We start from the raw sequence: 16,680 nt of genomic DNA, 5'->3' as shown, positions 1-16,680 counted from the left end.
CGCGGTCTTAACCTGAGTTAAGAACCGCGGAGTAGGTTCATATTTCGATTTACTATCTCGTAAAGATAAGATTATTTCGGAACAACAAAAACGGGCTATTTTTTATACAAAAGCGCCTCTGAACGACCTTTCTTAAAGATCTTGTTGCTCTGGTTCTTACCCTTCCTCAATCGCCTCTGCTCTTCTAAAGGCAGTGCTATGATCTCCTTGCACCGATCTGAACAACACGCATCCATTTCGGCGGCACACTCCTCACATTGAATAAAGAGCAAATGACAGCCGTCGTTAGCACAGTTAACATGGGTGTCGCAAGGTTTGCCACACTGATGACACTGAGCAATAATATCGTCTGAGATCCTCTCTGATCTTCGTTCATCAAAAACAAAATTCTTCCCGATAAACTTATTTTCCAGACCTTGTTCGTCTACCTGCCTGAAGTAATTAATAATACCCCCTTCAAGCTGGTAAACATTCTTAAAGCCCTTATGCTTGTAGTATGCACTAGCCTTCTCGCAGCGAATGCCTCCGGTACAATACATCACCAGGTTCTTGTCTTCTTTGTGCTCCTTCAGGTCTTCTTCAATGATGGGTAAAGAATCCCTAAACGTATCCACATCAGGCGTAACCGCATTTTTGAAATGCCCGATCTCACTTTCATAATGGTTACGCATATCCACCAACACGGTATTCGGGTCTTCGATGATCTCGTTAAACCGAATCGCGTCAAGGTGTACCCCTTTATTGGTTACATCGAAGGTGCTGTCATTAAGACCATCAGCCACGATCTTCTTTCTCACTTTGACCTTTAATTTCAAAAAGGAAAAATTATCCTGCTCGATGGCAATATTAAGACGCACATCCTTTAAGAAGGAAATACTGTCAAGATGATCTTTAAATCTTTGAAAATTTTCAGCGGGAAGCGAAAGTTGTGCATTAATTCCTTCATGAGCCACATAGATCCTGCCGAGCACTTCCATGGAATCCCACTGAAGGAAAAGCTCATCTCTGAATTTACCCGGATCTTCAATCCTGGCATACTGGTAAAAGGAGATCGTGAGACGATCCTTACCGGCTTTAGCTATGAGTTCCTTTCTTTCTTCCGCACTTAATGTATTGTACAGTTGCATGCTATACCTTATTTTAAGTTAGAATGAATTTGCTGCAAAAGTAAGGTATTTTTAAACCTCCTGAAAATACTGATTTCAGGGCCATTGCCACCCTTCAAAAGACCGCCTCCAGCATCCAATTATTTGGATTTTATCCGTTTTATTGGATTTTTTCCATAAAAAAGTGGGTCTCAAGGGGTTGTTTGCTGAAAAATAAATAGTATTTTAGCACCATTCATAAACTAAACCTTATCATACATGAGCTCGGAAAAAGATGCGAAATTAAAAGCGCTGAAACTTACACTGGATAAACTGGACAAGACCTACGGGAAGGGTGCAGTAATGAAGATGGGAGACAGTGTGGTTCAGGATGTGGAAGTGATTCCAACCGGATCCATCGGGTTAGACCTCGCCCTCGGGGTGGGTGGATATCCAAAAGGAAGGATCGTTGAGATCTACGGGCCGGAATCATCCGGTAAAACCACTCTTACCCTTCACGCTATCGCCGAGGCTCAGAAGGCTGGCGGAATCGCTGCTTTTATTGATGCAGAACACGCCTTTGATCGCTTCTATGCTGAAAAGCTTGGAGTAGACATAGACAACCTGATCATTTCTCAACCCGATCACGGGGAGCAGGCATTGGAAATTGCTGACAACCTGATTCGATCAGGAGCTATCGACATTGTTATTATTGACTCTGTTGCTGCCCTGACTCCAAAGAGTGAGATCGAAGGGGAAATGGGAGATTCCAAAATGGGATTACATGCAAGACTTATGTCACAGGCGCTGCGAAAACTAACCGCGAGTATCAGTAAAACCAAATGTACCGTGATCTTTATCAACCAGCTGAGAGAGAAGATCGGGGTTATGTTCGGAAACCCTGAAACCACTACCGGGGGTAATGCACTTAAATTCTACGCCTCTGTTCGACTGGATATCAGACGTTCTACTCAGATCAAAGATACCGGCGGTGATGTTTCAGGTAACAAAACCCGTGTAAAAGTAGTAAAGAACAAGGTGGCACCACCGTTCAAGGCAACAGAATTCGACATCATGTACGGGGAAGGAATTTCAAGAATTGGTGAAATTCTCGACCTTGGGGTAGAATACGACATTATCAAGAAAAGCGGCTCCTGGTTCAGTTATGGCGACACCAAACTCGGACAAGGAAGAGATGCCGTTAAACATCTCCTGAAGGACAACCCTGAACTTCTCGAAGAACTCGAAGAAAAAATACGAGAGGCTATCAAGGCCCTGAAAGAATAACAAAAAAACCCGGATGAACCGGGTTTTTTTATTTTCCCACGCAACCATTTCTACATTTCTGCATCTATATGATAGACCATTACATCATATGGCATGAAAAAATATCTGGTTTATCTGATAATTTTTCCCTGGATCATCGCTTTTCAAAGCTGTGATCTCAATGATGATAATGATTTCAGTTACTCCTTCGAAGCGCTTGAGATCGTAGACGCAGAGTTTCCTGACAGTTTTGAGTTAGGTCAGATCTACCGTATTAACGTTCATATGAACAAGCCCGGTGATTGCCACTATTTCGAAGGATTTGACTTTTATCGTACCGGTGAAACAGCGACCGAAAGAACGGTTTACGCGATCGGTTCTGTGCTGAATCGATCCGATTGCCTGTCACTGGAAGGAGAGACGATCATTGCATATTTTAATTTTGAGGTTTTGTTTACCGGGACATATGTGTTTAAATTGTACACAGGTACCAATGAAAATGGAGAGAAAGAATTTCTTATCTATGAGGTGCCCGTCATAACACCCCCTTAAACTAAAACTGATCAGAAACCAGGTGCAGCTAAAAAACCTTGTAGCGCGTTGTAAGAAACGGGATCGCAAAGCCCAGGAACAACTATACCGTATCTACGGAGACAAGTTGTATACCTTGTGCTTACGTTATTCCCGTAATCGTCGCGAGGCTGAAGACAACCTTCAAGACAGCTTCATCAGGATATTTGATCGGATAGATCAATATAAATTTAAAGGTTCATTTGAAGGATGGCTGCGCAGGGTAACCCTTACCACGGTTTTGCAAAAGTATCGCCAAGACGGGGTTCTTGAGCTGGTAGGCACCCAGGAACTGCCGGAAACTGAAGAAGCAGGGGTTGAGCACGAAAATATTGACTTGGCTCAGTTATTAAGATTCGTACAGGAATTACCGGATCAATATCGCATTACCTTCAGTCTTTACGTACTGGACGACTACTCTCATAAGGAGATCGCCGCTATGCTGAACATCAGTGAAGGTACGTCGAAGTCAAATCTGGCCCGGGGTAAAGCCTTATTGCGCAAGCGCATAAATGAAATAAAAGAAGTGATCAAAAGCACAAATTAACCATGAAAGAGGAAAAAGATCTCGAACGTCTTTACCGGGAACGCTTCAAAGATTTTGAAGTAAGTCCCGCCCGCGATCTGTGGACAGGTATAGAAGATCAACTCGACGCTTCTGAGAACCGAAAAACCATCCCTCTATTCTGGAAAAGAGCCATGGGGGTAGCCGCATTACTGGGAGTGGCATTTTTTGGTGCGCGCTCCTTTCTAAACACCCCCAACCAAAATCCGGAGAACAATACAATCATTACCGCCAGCCCCTTACAGCAAACCTCTTCTCCTGATAAGCAAATAAAAGACGAAACCTCAATACAAATATCTTCAACGCCGGAAGCTTTAAGGAAAGCAATAGCAACATCCCCACAGGAAGCGCCATCTTCAGAAGGGAGCATCCGGGACCGAAACCAATCAAAAGGAAGTCAAAACAGGCTGAATCAAAGAGAGACTGTAAATCCTGAAGGTAGCACACAAAGCTTTACTTACGGCTATACCAGCGAAATATACCTTGCTTCCACACCGATCGTACTGTATCAGGATTATGCATTTACAACAGGCATAATGCCAGCAAACCACCCTGATCTTTCGCAAGAGTCCCCGTCCCTGCTGGATCTCGCTTCAAACGATGAGGAGAAAATTAATGAGGACGCAGCCGGCAATTGGGTTGTTTACCCTGCGGTAGCCCCGGTATATTACGGAAGTCTGAACAATGGCTCTCCGATCGAACCCGGGTTAAGCGATCATTCTAAAAGCGGAGAAACCCATTTAAGTTATGGGGTCAATGTTGCCTACCATCTTAACAAGAAGCTCAGCCTGCGAACCGGGGTGAACAGGGTAACCATGGGATACACCACTAACGATGTCTCCTATACCCCCACTGCTTCTCCTGCTGCCAGGGTTGGGAACATAGATTATGCAAGCAGCAACCTCAATATTATCATCAATGATCTCGGACGCAGACCACAAAACGCCTTTCTTCCCGATGTACCCAAGGCCAACCTAAGGTATAACGGCGATATGGCGCAACGCCTGGGCTATGTAGAGGTGCCTCTTGAATTAAAATATAAAATGGTTGGTAACAAAATAGGACTTCACCTTATCGGAGGTTTGAGTTCACTGTTTCTGGTTGACAACAGCATCATGCTGCAATCTGAGACCCTAAACACAGAATTAGGAACAGCAACAAATGTAAATTCACTGAATTTCAGCACCAATCTTGGTGTTGGCGTTGATTATCGCTTCAGCGATGCACTGCTGTTCAATCTTGAACCCATGTTCAAATATCAATGGAATACATTCTCAGGAGATACCGGAGGTTTCAGCCCCTATCTTCTGGGTGTTTATACAGGCTTTAGTTTTAGGTTTTAACTATTTAGTTGGTTAGGTTAAATTGCCAAGGCAATGATGACCAAAAATGCTCTCTGTGGTGGGGAGCATTTTTTATTTGCCCTCCAGCAGGCACTTTTGAATAATTTCCCTGGTATAGTTCTTTAGTTCAGTCACCTCAGACATATCCTTCCCCTTTGTTTCCAGAAACCTGTGTATAGTTACGCGTAACCTGCCGGGACCACCGTCGCAGATCTCAAAAGGAAATTTCTTTTTGCTGTCCCTGAATGTCATAGGCACCACCGGGATCTGATGGGCAATGGCCAGCTTAAAAGCACCATCCTTAAAAGGATCTAACAAAACATCCCTCCCTTCGGGCACCCCTCCTTCCGGAAAAATACAAACACTCAAGCCCTGGGCCAATCGTTTTTGGGCACGCAGATAGACCGCCGATCTGCTCCGGGGGCTTTCGCGGTCTACCATAATACATACTCTTTTATAAAAATACCCGAAGACCGGCATCTTAACCAATTCCTTTTTCCCTACAAAAACAAATGGATTTTTACTCGCCCTCAGCATCAGCATGATGTCTGTCATAGAAGTATGATTGGCCACCAACATATAACTCTTGCCTTTTTGCATCCTCCCCTCTTTTTTTATCCGGGGAAAAAGTCCCATTCCATACAAAATAGGGGCTGCCCAAATATTTCTGGCTACCCAAAAGAATTGCGGGTAAAAACGTTCGGAGGCGGTTAGCACAAGAAGCACCGGAAAAAACAAAATAATTGGAATGCTCACCAACAGGTAAAACCATATCCGGTAGAGCAGCATCAGGAGGCATCTGAGTGGGTTCATTGTGCAGTCTATAGTTTACGGTGGCTACAAACATAACTTTAAAAATCAAATGCCGCCAATAAATATCCTGATCGTATTTATAATGTCTGTCATGATACTTAAATTTGCCGGACAGCAAATTGAATTTAAATGGCACGAATTCTTACAGGTATTCAAAGTACAGGTGTTCCGCACCTGGGAAATTTATTAGGCGCTATCATTCCTGCAATTGAAATGGCAAAAGCCCCGGAGAATGATTCTTTTCTTTTTATTGCCAACCTTCATTCTCTCACCCAGATAAAAGACGGAGAGACCTTAAGAGCAAATACCCTTGCTACAGCCGCTGCATGGCTGGCCTGCGGATTGGATACCGAAAAAACGGTTTTTTACAGACAGAGTGATGTGCCTCAAACAGCAGAACTCACCTGGTACCTCAGCTGCTTTTTCCCATATCAGCGACTAACGCTTGCGCACTCGTTTAAGGACAAAGCCGACAGACTGGAGGATGTAAATGCAGGTCTGTTTACCTATCCCATGCTAATGGCTGCAGACATTTTACTGTATGATGCCGAATTCGTACCCGTTGGAAAAGACCAATTGCAACACCTGGAAATGACGCGTGATGTTGCTTCCAGAATACACAGCAAGGTGGGTGAGATATTTGTGCTACCGGAGGCAAAGGTTCAGGAAAACACCAAGCTTATTCCGGGAACGGACGGGGAAAAAATGAGCAAGTCAAGAAATAATATCATAAATATCTTTCTGCCCGACAAGAAGCTTAGAAAGCAGATCATGGGAATACAGACCGACAGCACTCCCCTTGAAGACCCAAAAGATCCTGACACTTGTAATGTATTTGCACTGTACAAGCTTCTGGCAAGCGAAAAGCAAACCGCAGAATTAAGAGAAAAATACCTGGCCGGTGGTTTTGGTTATGGTCATGCAAAACAAGCCTTGTATGAACTGATCCTGGAAAGATTTGCTCAGGAGCGTGAACGATTCAACTATTACATGGAGCATCCTGAGAAGGTAGAAACCATCCTGGCTGAAGGAGCTGCCAAAGCCGCAAAAGTGGCCAACGGAGTTCTAGAAAGAACCCGCGAGAAACTCGGCTTTTAGTTCAGACCAGTTCGAAGTATTTCCCCGGCAAGGGTCTTACAACTCCCTTCATTTCCATATTCAGGAGGGTTGCCGAAAGCTTGTGCACGGGTATATCACAGGTATATGCGAGGTCGTCAAGAAGCATTTTTTCTGAGTCTTGTAACCTCGACACTACCAATTCTTCTGTAGCATCGAGTTCTACAAACAACTGCTTTTGTACCGGAACTTTATGATCGTCCTCATCCGGATCCCAGCCAAGCATATAGATCAGATCTGCAGCACTCTCCATGAGATGGGCCTGGTGCTTTTTAATTAAAAGATTACAACCCTTACTAAGTGGATCTTCAGGTCTTCCCGGAATAGCGAAAACCTCCCTGTTATACGAATTGGCAATATCGGCGGTAACCAGACTGCCGCCTTTTTCGGCAGATTCAACCACCACCACAGCCTGAGATAAACCGGCTATGATCCGATTCCGCCTTAAAAAATGATCTCTGTCGGGCATCTCTCCATGCCAGAAGTCAGTGACAAACCCGCCGTTTTCCATTACGCTTTCATTATAAACCTTATGGGCAGACGGATAGGTGATATCGAGCCCATGAGCCATACAGGCAATGGTTTGTAATCCGCTATTGATAGCTGCCCTGTGAGCACAAATATCTGCCCCATAAGCATACCCACTCACTATAGTTGGCCCCAAAGGCGCCAGATCTTCAACCAGCTTTTGGGTAAGCTCCATTCCCCGTGGGGTAATCCTGCGGGTACCCACCACACTTAAAAACCGGGGAGCCTCCAGACGAACATTACCCCTTACGAACAGGACAAGCGGACCATCCGGACAATGTTTTAACCGAAAAGGATATTCCGGATCGGTAAAGGGTATCACCCGGATCTTTTGCTGTTCCAGCCAAGTCATTTCTTTTTCGGCATCGATCAGGTTCCTTTTGTTTCTAACGGCCCTGACAGCCATAGTGCCAACCCCTTCAATACGGCTCAATAAAGAAAGCTTTTCAGAAAATACGGCCTCAGCACTCCCACAAGCAGCAATCAACTTGCGGGCGGTAAGATCACCTACACCTTTAGCACGCTGTAAGGCGAGCAGGTAATAGAGGTCTCTGAGGTTTTGCATGCAGCTGGTTTTTAATTTATTACAAAGCCATAAGGCAAACTGTTAATAAATTTAGAATAACAAATTGAAAACCTGTTGCATTTTTTCACATCTTTGTTTCTATGAGAATAGAAAAATACATTAGTGACCTGTTGTACCGCTACCAGTGCGTAACTGTACCGGGGCTGGGCTCTTTCCTGACCAGATATCGATCTGCAAAAATCCACAACTCCACTAATGCATTTTACCCTCCTTCTAAAGAAATTTCTTTTAACGGTCAACTTTGTAAAGACGATGGCTTACTTACCAAGCACGTCGCCCAGGTAAACCAGATAAGTTACGAAGAAGCCTCTGAAAAGATCTCTAAAATAGTACAAGCCTGGTTGCTTAAAATGCAAGCAGGAGAGACTATAGAGATGGACAGTATTGGTGAGATCTGGTACAATGAAGAAGACCGGATTCTATTCCAACCTTCTGATCGGGTAAATTACCTGACCAGTGCCTTTGGATTATCTTCATTTGTTTCTCCGGAAGTGAAAAGAGAAACCCTGAAAGAACAGGTGACCGAACTGGAAGAAAAAGCTCCTATTGCTTTTACTCCGGAGCGTCGAAGAGAAACCCCTTCCTACCTGAAATATGCAGCTATATTTTTGCTGGCTCTTTCAGCAGGTACAGTGGGTTATAAATTAGTAGAGCAGGATCAGGCACGTCAAATGGAATTTGCGCAACAACAGGCTCACCAGGAGGTAGAAAGAACAATTCAGGAAGCCACCTTCTTTGATACCACACCCATTGAGATGCCTGCGGTAACACTTGAGCTGCATCAGGCTCCATTAAAGTATCACATTATTGCAGGGGCTTTTCGTATAGAGGCCAATGCACAAAAGCGCATCAGCGAACTGGAAAAACGCGGTTTCCAGGCCCGATTGGTAGGAGTAAATAAATACGGACTCCACCAGGTGGCTTATTCAAGTTTTGCCGATGTACAGGATGCCTTATCCTATCTCAGAAAAGTTAAAAAAGAAGAGTCTTCAGAAGCTTGGCTGCTAGTCGACTAAGCGTCTTTAAGATCAAATGATAGCAAAAAAACCTTGTGGAACTCCACAAGGTTTTTTTGATTTATATAATGTTGTTGCTTCTACCGTTAAGGATTTAATAATTATGCTAAAATGATTATATAAAATGTGGCTGCCCCTCCTGCCTGTTGGCAAGCAGGTTTACTTCTTTATTCCTTTATTAAATCGTCATCTCACTACATAAGAAATCAAATTTCAGAGGGCTCAAAATGACAAGGAAATTTGAGATTTCAGACATCATTCAAAACCAATAGCCTCAATACCTTCATGGCTTATTTTAATGGCCTCCAGTGGAGATTGGTCAAAGGTCATGTCCTGCTCAACAAAATAGTATTTCATACCTGACTTTTCCTTTTGCTCAAGTATCTTTTTAAAGTCAATATTACCCTGACCTACAGGAGCAAACCGACCTTTATCATCCATATCCTTTACATGCCATAATTTAAATCTCCCCGGATATTCTTCAAAATAGGCTAATGGATCTGCACCTGCACTGGTCACCCAAAAAAGATCCATTTGAAAGTTCACCAATTCCGGGTCAGTATTCTCTAATAGATAATCAATAGGCACAACCCCTTCCTTATTCGGCTTAAATTCAAAATCGTGGTTATGGTATAACAGCTGTAATCCGGCCGCATTACATTTTTGACCGAGCTCTGTCAATATTTCAGCGAGTCTTTCTACCCTGCCGTTCATACCCATACTCATAGCTTCCCTGTCATAAACAAACATTCCCATAGGTGGTATGGGCACCACAAAATAGGTGAATCCTGCAGCCTTCGCATCTGCGATCAATTTGTCTGCATTTTCAAGGGTAACACTGCTTTGGTGAGTGCTTATAGGAGTGAGCCCTTTTTCTTCGAGCAGGTTTTTAAAGCCCTCCGGAGAATACCCATAGTATTTTCCATCCTCGTATCCGGCCGCTTCTATATATGCATAACCGGCATTAGCTACCTGCTGAAGCGTACTGTCTGCACTTTGCTTCATCTCAGCTCTTACCGTATACAGGGCCAGACCTCCTGTACCCTTAGATCCGATCGTTTCACAAGAGTAAAAACTCCCAACGACAAGGGTAAACGCCATAAAATAAATGAAAGAATTTTTAAAGGTCATATGATGGTATTTTTAGGATTTCCGCGCAAAGGATCGAACTTAAATTGCCCTGAACCTGCGCTTTATATGAAGTCACAATTTAATTAAATTATAAGACTCCGCTTCTGCATAACACATAAATTAACCGAGACTCCGAAACCCTAAGGTCCCTGCACAGGCATATCCAAACATATACCCCACCTCATAACTATGTAACAACCCCCTTATTTTAATTTTGGCACTACAAAAAGTATCTTTGCATAAAATTCACATCAATGAAGGCTAAGACACCAAGCGATTCACGTACTACTATGACCGATCTCGTACTGCCCAGCGAGACCAACCCTTTAAACAACCTGTTTGGGGGAGAACTTTTGGCAAGGATGGACCGTGCTGCCAGTATTGCCGCACGACGACATTCAAGGCGTGTATGCGTAACAGCCTCTGTGAATCACGTGGCTTTTAACCGGGCAGTCCCATTAGGGAGTGTTGTTACTGTAGAAGCCACTATTTCCAGGGCTTTCAAAAGCTCCATGGAGATCTTTATTGATGTATGGATAGAAGACAGGGAAAGCGGTAATCGCACCAAGGCCAACGAAGCCATCTATACCTTTGTGGCCGTAGATGAAACCGGGCGCCCTATCGAGGTGGCTCCTGTAGTACCGGAAACAGATCTTGAAAAGGAACGTTTCGCTGCAGCCTTAAGGCGCAAACAGCTGAGTCTTGTACTGGCAGGTAAAATGAAACCTCATGAAGCTACCGAACTAAAAGCGCTTTTTGATTAAATCGGGCAGCCCTAATTAAGCTCAGGAAAGTCCGCTGATATTTCCATTAGCATCAATATCCATCCCTTCAGCTGAGGGTATTCCGGGTAATCCCGGCATGCGAAGTATATTCCCGGCTATAGGAATCAGAAATCCTGCTCCGGCTGCGATCTCAAATTCGCGTATATGTATATCAAAGTTTACCGGCCTTCCTAATAGCTTTTCATCGTCGGAGAGCGACTTTTGAGTCTTTGCTATACAAATGGGTAATTCTCCGAAACCGAGCTCTTCAAAACGTCTTAATTGGCTTTTAGCCTTGTTAGACAGGATCACATACTTGGCCCCGTACACGGTTTTACATACTTTTTCGATCTTCTCTCTAACAGGATCCTTTAAGTCATAGGTAGGCCGAAAACCTTCTCCCGATCTGCCGAGGGCCCCGATCACAGCGCGGGCCAGACCTTTAGTACCTTCACCTCCCTTCACAAAACCGTCGCTCACAGCCACTTCCACCCCGTATTCCTGACATACTGATTTCAGGGCTTCCACCTCTTCATCAGTATCTGCCTGAAAACGGTTCACACATACTACGGCAGGGACCTTAAAACTCGCAATGGTTTCCAGGTGTTTTCGAAGATTTTCCGAACCGGCCTTTACTGCTTCGGCATCCGGTTCCTTTAGTTCAGACAAGGCCTTGCCTCCATGATACTTCAGGGCTCTTATGGTAGCTACCAGCACCACGGCCCGGGGAGAAATACCCGCATTACGGCATTTAATATTGAAGAACTTTTCAGCACCGAGGTCGGCCCCAAATCCGGCTTCGGTTACCACATAATCTGCCAGAGACATGCCCATCTTGGTAGCTATCACGCTATTTGTTCCCTGGGCAATATTAGCAAAGGGACCACCGTGAATGAATGCAGGAACATTTTCAAGCGTCTGCACAAGATTTGGCTTAATAGCGTCTTTAAGCAATGCGGCCATAGCCCCCTGTGCCTTCAGGTCACGGGCATAAACAGCTTTTCCCGAGAAAGTATCCCCCACATAAATATTTCCCAGTCGGTCCTTGAGATCTTCAAGATTATTACTTAAACATAGAATAGCCATGATCTCAGAGGCCGCTGTGATATTAAAACCGGTCTCCATAGGAATACCTCCTGACTTACCACCAAGGGCACTCACGATCTTTCTCAGAGAACGGTCGTTCATATCCATACAGCGCTTCCAAAGCACAGTGCGGGGATCAATACCTAAACTTCTTGTTTTGCTCTGAATATTATTATCTATTAAGGCAGCCAAAAGGTTATTCGCCTTTTCAATAGCCGAGAAATCCCCGGTAAAATGAAGATTAATGTCTTCCATGGGAACCACCTGAGAATAACCGCCCCCGGCAGCACCCCCTTTAATACCAAAAACGGGCCCCAAAGACGGTTCCCGCAGCACCACAGCCACCTTTTTACCGATGGCTGCAAGCCCATCGGCCAGGCCTATGGAGGTCGTTGTTTTTCCCTCTCCTGCCGGAGTGGGGGTAATAGCAGTAACCAGTATGAGATTGCTCTTGGCTGCTTTTTCATCATCAATGAGCGAAAGAGGTAATTTCGCTTTATGTTTTCCGTATTGCTCCAATTGATCTTCAGCTACATTAAGCTGTGCTGCAATCTCTTTAATATGATGAAGTTTTGCCTTTTGGGCGATCTCAATATCTGATAACATACGCTTTGTTTTTAAGATTAAAATGCCCCAAAAGGACATCATAAGGTTAAAAATACACCCTATTATTCACTTAAAACAAAACAAATGTCAGTTTGAAACTTGCTGAGAACCTTGTAATAAGATCACATTCTGTAGATCCAGTTGGAAGGATTGTCGATCTTATTATTGTTGTAGATCATGAATTTTAAAAGGGTCTCATTGGTAACATTATTAGTGAAGACCTCCCCTATCTGCTGCTTGGTACCCACCAGATCCCCCTCTTTTACAAACACCTTACTTAGGTTGTTGTACACAGAAATATAACTTCCGTGCTGAATAAGCACTGCTTTGTTTCCACCCTTATATCCGGTTACTGCAAGCACCTTTCCTTTGAAAACAGATCGCGCTTTTGACCCTTTTTCGGTGGCAATACGAACGCCGTTACTCTTAATTTGAACGGAGCGTACCACCGGGTGGGGCTGGGTTCCATATCTCATTTTAATAACCCCTTTTTCCACAGGCCAAGGTAACTTCCCTTTATTCTCCTTAAAGTTCTTGCCCATCACTTCAGCCTCTGCCGTAAGGGCAAAACTGGTAGACGACACTTTTTTTCCTTTTGCCCGGTTTTCCCTGTTTGAACGAGCGATGGCCTCCTTGATCAGGTTATCGATCTGGCGATCGATCTCATCTGACTCCTGTTGTTTTCTACGTATCTGGGCCGCATATTGGCTTTCTTTTCGTTTGATGGAGTTCACCAGGTCCCGCTGGGCATTCAATTCCTGTTGCAACTCCGCCTGCACCACCTTATTTTCTTCCACCAGGGCCTGCTTCTCCTTACGCTGAGCAATGAGATCATTGTTCAGGGTTTTAAGCCTTTCAGTAGTCTTAACGATCTCTTCCCCCTGCTCTTTTCGGTAACCTGCATACTGCTGCATGTACTTAACACGCTTAAAAGCTTGCTGGAAATTGTCTGATGACAGCAGGAACATTAAACGGCTTTGCTGAGACTTACTTTTATAGGATTTCCTGATCATGGCAGCATAATCTTCCTTCAAACCTTCCAATTGCTCTCTCAGGCTGCTGATCTCATTGATGTTTGCGTTGATACGGCGGTTAAGCAGGTTGGCCTGCTGGTTGGTTACCTTTATCAGTTCTCTCCGCACACGGATCTTCTGATTCAGATCCTCCAGCTCTTCGAGCACGGATTTCCGCTCTTTTTTTTGCTGCGATAATAACGAATTGATCTGCCTGATCTCTTTTTGAAGACGTTCTTTACGGGCCTCCAGCTTTCGCTGTTCTGCCGATTGAGCATGCACTCCTCCCAGGAATAAAAAACTGGCAAGAACTATAAGAATGAGGGGCGATCTGAGGTGCTTCATAAATTAACGGTCCAATTCTATGGGCGTAAAACCATTGGGTATATTATACGGAAAGCTGAGGCGTTCATTGAATTCCAGGCTTCGGTACTCCAGATCGATCTTCGTAAGCACGGTACCATCCTGAGCTTCGAGACTTATCTTATCGGGAACCACTATGCCTTCAACCTGTTGATAGCTTTCATATGCAATATTAAGAATTCTTCCTTTTTCGGGTTGAGAAAGTTGTTGTACAGCCATTTTAAAATTTCTCGGCTCCAGGAGAAACAGCAGCTTATAAAGCTCTTGTTGCCTGTTGGGTGTCAACTGGTAATAGTCGCTGGAAACACTTGCGTCAAATCGCTGATCCTTTAGATCGAGAATAGACTGTCCCAGAAGGAGGTTCTGCACCATGGTGTAGTTGACCTCTGTACCCAAAAGCTTATTGAGTAAGGCATAGTCGCCATCAAAGTAAGTATTGTCAAGTTTATTGTAGAAGCTTACCCGATCTGGCGTTATCAACACCTTTACCACAGAGAGGGTGGCAGAGAGCCAAATGGCCTCATCCTTTTTCATACGCATACTCACCGAAAATCCCTGGCTGGTATGGTCGTCTGCATAATCGATCTTGATCCTTCCTCTAAGGGTTTCAAAATCAGCATCATTTCGATAGTGATTCCTAATGATCTGCTTCGCACTGAGGTTACTCTCTGTAGCCGTTGCTATGGCCGCCTTTTTAGAGCCGCAAGACACCAGAAACGCCGAAATTAAAATAACATACACCCATGAGGTTGCAATGCTACGGCCCTTTTTAATTATGTAATTGTTCGATCTTGCTGTCAATCTCTTTGATTTTATCCTCATTGCCCAGTTCCGTATAGGCTTCTTTCATGATCTGAAAGAAACGCAATTCAAGTTCTTTATTCTCCAATAAATATGCCAATCCCTCCTCTGCCACCGCCACAGCCTGTTCAGGGTCTCCTGTATGCAAAAGTCCAAGTGCCCTGTAGTAATAAAACTCCGGTTGGGCAGGAAAATTGCTTACTGCATCTGTACTTTTCAGCAACACCCGGTCATAGCGTTTTTGATCTGCCAGGGTTTTGAGCTCCCTCCTGAAATGATCGGGAGTATTGCCTTCCTCTCCTTCACCTCTCGTAGCGGAAGTCTCCGCTTCCTGCTGAACCTCCTCTTCAGGCTCAGTCTTTTCCATAATGGAAAGCTTCATGCGATGTGCCGCAGCTTCAGCCAGAGGCCCATGGTTATTATTAACCCTCTCAACTATAGCCAGTGCTTTGTCTTCATCACCCTTTTTAAGATACAGACCAGCCATGATTAGCTGCTGCTCCCAGCCCTGATCCTGATATTCTTCGGTTATGGCTACGGCCTTATCAAGGGCATTCTGTTCCAGATACAGATGAACTGTTTCATTCAGGTACCATACATTAGAGGGAGCTGCTTTGACAGCCCTGAGAAGATGATCCTCTGCCGCCATATAATCCCGGTTTAGCAGGTAGATCCTTCCCATTTCAAAGTCAACGGCAGGCTCACCGGCATTGAGTGACTTGCATTGGGTCAGGTAATGCAATGCCTTGTCGTAATTACCGATACCTTTCTGTTTTAAGGCTTCAAAAAAGTTTTCCTGAAAAGTGTCTTCTACAACCTCAGTGGTGATGTCGGCATTTTCTTCCACCTGCGCACAGAGCACCCCTGTGAAGCAAAATATTGCTGCCAAAATCAGGGGTCGTATACTGTACACAACTTTCATGCCTTTACTCCGGTTTGTCAGACTCTTTTAAAGGGGGCTAAACCCACCTTATGACGTTATTTAAGAGCCGAATAGTCGCCTATACTCACGTCGGTAAATTGCCCATTAAAGGTTGCATGATTACCGATCATGGCATTCTCTAAATTAGCGTTTTTTACGATGGCATTGGTCTGAATTAGACTGTTTTTAACAGTAGTGTTCTCAATGTGAGTACCATCACCAATAGATACATTAGGACCTACCGTGGCGTTTTTCAAAACAACCCCGTCCCCAATGTAACAGGGCTCTATGATCTCAGAGTTCTCTGAAGTGATGTTTGCTGACACCAGGTTCTCTCCATCAGCATGAAGAAAATCGAGCATACGGCTGTTGGTCTCTACCGTAACATCTTTGTTTCCACAATCCATCCATTCATCAACCTTGCCGGGCACAAAGCGCATTCCCTTTTCCATCATGGCTTTGATACCATCATTGATCTGGTATTCGCCACCGTGGATAATATTGTTATCAAGCACCCCTTGCAATTCCTTCTTAAGCACTCCGGCATCTTTAAAATAATAGATCCCGATAACAGCCAGGTCAGACACAAAATCCTGTGGCTTTTCCACCAGGCCGGTAATTTCTTTAGCCTCATTTAATTCAACCACCCCGTAAGCCTGAGGATCTTTAACCTGTTTCACCCAGATCACACTGTCTGCGGTTTTATCGAGGTTGAAGTCTGCCTTAAACAGCGTATCAGCATAGGCTACCACGCAAGGGCCTTCCAGGGAATCTTTTGCACACATAATGGCATGTCCAGTACCCAGGGGCTTATCCTGGTAGTAGATCGTTCCTTTTGCACCCAGATCTTTAGCCACCTTCAACAGTTTTTCTTCGATCTCTGCGCCGAAGTCATCCTTAATGATGAAGGCAACCTCTTCAACCGCCTCCTCCAAAACACCGGCAATATCTTCAACCAATCGCTGTACGATGGGTTTGCCTGCAATAGGTATTAGTGGTTTAGGGATCGTTAATGTGTGCGGACGCAGTCTTGATCCGCGTCCTGCCATAGGAACAATAATTCTCATCTCTTTCTGCATTTACGACCTAACGGTCTCATTGATATA

At 44.4% G+C, this 16,680-nt stretch carries 16 protein-coding genes; 7 read left to right on the top strand and 9 right to left on the bottom strand.

What is annotated here, in order from left to right:
- Nucleotides 1-95: 95 nt before the first annotated feature.
- Nucleotides 96-1,127, bottom strand: coding sequence for an oxygen-dependent tRNA uridine(34) hydroxylase TrhO (gene trhO, locus E7Z59_RS03365; RefSeq protein WP_136334869.1), 1,032 nt, complete (start codon nt 1,125-1,127; stop codon nt 96-98).
- Between the two features lie 237 nt (nt 1,128-1,364).
- Here trhO and recA point away from each other — a divergent pair, with 237 nt between their 5' ends.
- From recA to E7Z59_RS03345, 4 genes are all read left to right on the top strand, one after another.
- Complete coding sequence (recA, locus tag E7Z59_RS03360) at nt 1,365-2,372, top strand: recombinase RecA (protein ID WP_136334868.1); 1,008 nt, start codon at nt 1,365-1,367, stop codon at nt 2,370-2,372.
- A gap of 93 nt (nt 2,373-2,465) precedes the next feature.
- On the top strand, nt 2,466-2,903 hold the full coding sequence (locus E7Z59_RS03355; RefSeq protein ID WP_136334867.1) for a hypothetical protein: 438 nt from the start codon (nt 2,466-2,468) through the stop codon (nt 2,901-2,903).
- Between the two features lie 22 nt (nt 2,904-2,925).
- Nucleotides 2,926-3,468: an RNA polymerase sigma factor gene (locus E7Z59_RS03350; RefSeq protein WP_136334866.1), complete on the top strand. Its 543-nt coding sequence runs from the start codon at nt 2,926-2,928 to the stop codon at nt 3,466-3,468.
- 2 nt (nt 3,469-3,470) lie between these two features.
- The gene (locus E7Z59_RS03345) at nt 3,471-4,829 is read left to right on the top strand and encodes an outer membrane beta-barrel protein (RefSeq protein WP_136334865.1); all 1,359 of its coding nucleotides are present in this window, start codon (nt 3,471-3,473) and stop codon (nt 4,827-4,829) included.
- A gap of 72 nt (nt 4,830-4,901) precedes the next feature.
- Here the strand turns inward: E7Z59_RS03345 and E7Z59_RS03340 are convergent, their stop codons facing one another.
- Nucleotides 4,902-5,642 carry a lysophospholipid acyltransferase family protein gene (locus E7Z59_RS03340; RefSeq protein ID WP_136334864.1) on the bottom strand — a complete coding sequence of 247 codons (741 nt, stop codon included), beginning with the start codon at nt 5,640-5,642 and terminating at the stop codon, nt 4,902-4,904.
- 129 nt (nt 5,643-5,771) lie between these two features.
- Here E7Z59_RS03340 and trpS point away from each other — a divergent pair, with 129 nt between their 5' ends.
- Nucleotides 5,772-6,740: a tryptophan--tRNA ligase gene (gene trpS, locus E7Z59_RS03335; protein WP_136334863.1), complete on the top strand. Its 969-nt coding sequence runs from the start codon at nt 5,772-5,774 to the stop codon at nt 6,738-6,740.
- A 1-nt stretch (nt 6,741) separates the two neighbouring features.
- Here trpS and dprA read toward each other — a convergent pair whose 3' ends face one another.
- Nucleotides 6,742-7,851, bottom strand: coding sequence for a DNA-processing protein DprA (dprA, locus tag E7Z59_RS03330; protein WP_136334862.1), 1,110 nt, complete (start codon nt 7,849-7,851; stop codon nt 6,742-6,744).
- A 101-nt stretch (nt 7,852-7,952) separates the two neighbouring features.
- Between dprA and E7Z59_RS03325 the strand changes: the two genes are divergently transcribed.
- Nucleotides 7,953-8,888 carry an HU domain-containing protein gene (locus E7Z59_RS03325; RefSeq protein ID WP_136334861.1) on the top strand — a complete coding sequence of 312 codons (936 nt, stop codon included), beginning with the start codon at nt 7,953-7,955 and terminating at the stop codon, nt 8,886-8,888.
- 255 nt (nt 8,889-9,143) lie between these two features.
- Here the strand turns inward: E7Z59_RS03325 and E7Z59_RS03320 are convergent, their stop codons facing one another.
- Nucleotides 9,144-10,019, bottom strand: a complete 876-nt coding sequence (locus tag E7Z59_RS03320) for a sugar phosphate isomerase/epimerase family protein (protein WP_136334860.1) — start codon at nt 10,017-10,019, stop codon at nt 9,144-9,146.
- Nucleotides 10,020-10,273: 254 nt separating this feature from the next.
- Between E7Z59_RS03320 and E7Z59_RS03315 the strand changes: the two genes are divergently transcribed.
- Nucleotides 10,274-10,783 (top strand): acyl-CoA thioesterase, encoded by a 510-nt coding sequence (locus E7Z59_RS03315; protein ID WP_136334859.1) that lies wholly within the window; start codon nt 10,274-10,276, stop codon nt 10,781-10,783.
- A gap of 21 nt (nt 10,784-10,804) precedes the next feature.
- On the opposite strand, the gene E7Z59_RS03310 is transcribed toward E7Z59_RS03315, so the two are convergent.
- The 5 genes from E7Z59_RS03310 to E7Z59_RS03290 all read right to left on the bottom strand — a co-directional run bounded on the left by E7Z59_RS03310 (nt 10,805) and on the right by E7Z59_RS03290 (nt 16,641).
- Complete coding sequence (locus E7Z59_RS03310) at nt 10,805-12,475, bottom strand: formate--tetrahydrofolate ligase (protein WP_136334858.1); 1,671 nt, start codon at nt 12,473-12,475, stop codon at nt 10,805-10,807.
- A 122-nt stretch (nt 12,476-12,597) separates the two neighbouring features.
- Complete coding sequence (locus E7Z59_RS03305; RefSeq protein WP_136334857.1) at nt 12,598-13,833, bottom strand: murein hydrolase activator EnvC family protein; 1,236 nt, start codon at nt 13,831-13,833, stop codon at nt 12,598-12,600.
- 3 nt (nt 13,834-13,836) lie between these two features.
- Nucleotides 13,837-14,652, bottom strand: a complete 816-nt coding sequence (locus E7Z59_RS03300) for a DUF4292 domain-containing protein (RefSeq protein ID WP_242015581.1) — start codon at nt 14,650-14,652, stop codon at nt 13,837-13,839.
- Complete coding sequence (locus E7Z59_RS03295) at nt 14,621-15,574, bottom strand: tetratricopeptide repeat protein (RefSeq protein WP_136334855.1); 954 nt, start codon at nt 15,572-15,574, stop codon at nt 14,621-14,623. Before E7Z59_RS03295 ends, E7Z59_RS03300 begins: the two co-directional genes overlap by 32 nt.
- 56 nt (nt 15,575-15,630) lie before the next feature.
- Nucleotides 15,631-16,641 carry a sugar phosphate nucleotidyltransferase gene (locus E7Z59_RS03290; RefSeq protein ID WP_136334854.1) on the bottom strand — a complete coding sequence of 337 codons (1,011 nt, stop codon included), beginning with the start codon at nt 16,639-16,641 and terminating at the stop codon, nt 15,631-15,633.
- Between the last annotated feature and the right edge of the window lie 39 nt (nt 16,642-16,680).

It is taken from the genome of Robertkochia marina (genome assembly GCF_004799345.1).
Classification (GTDB): Bacteria; Bacteroidota; Bacteroidia; order Flavobacteriales; family Flavobacteriaceae; genus Robertkochia; species Robertkochia marina.
The sequence above is the reverse complement of the archived record's forward strand: the minus strand, read 5'-3'. Positions and strand labels throughout refer to the sequence as shown.